This is a genomic window from Streptococcus sp. HMSC034B05 (assembly GCF_001809055.1).
Classification (GTDB): Bacteria; Bacillota; Bacilli; order Lactobacillales; family Streptococcaceae; genus Streptococcus; species Streptococcus constellatus.
This window is the reverse complement of the sequence record NZ_KV795584.1, coordinates 1-285: the sequence shown is the minus strand read 5'-3', so window position 1 is coordinate 285 and position 285 is coordinate 1. Positions and strand designations below refer to the sequence as shown.

The window sequence follows — 285 nt, the reverse complement described above, 5'->3', positions numbered from 1 at the left end:
TTTTACCAATTGATTTGCAATTTCTTCGGATTCACCGGACTGGAGAGAAGCTGCTTTTATCGCCATGCTCGTTATCTGACGCCCCTGCTTCAGTTGATTCGCCTCTATTTCAATCAGCTGGATTTTGATGAATTGGTCATCATTGACAGCTTTCCAATCTTCCTTTTCCAGCCTGTCAGAAATCATCGGATTAATGTCTTGAATAAGGTGGTCAACATTGGCTACTGTACTTTCAAAAAGATGTGGTTCTACGGTTTGAAAGTGCATTTGGCGGTGACAGAGTCG

1 protein-coding gene is annotated in these 285 nt (G+C 42.5%); it reads right to left on the bottom strand.

Annotation, left to right across the window (positions count from 1 at the left end):
- Positions 1-267, bottom strand: a 267-nt coding sequence (locus HMPREF2542_RS09840) for a hypothetical protein (RefSeq protein ID WP_186822122.1), incomplete at its 3' end; no start/stop codon positions are given.
- Positions 268-285: the final 18 nt, after the last annotated feature.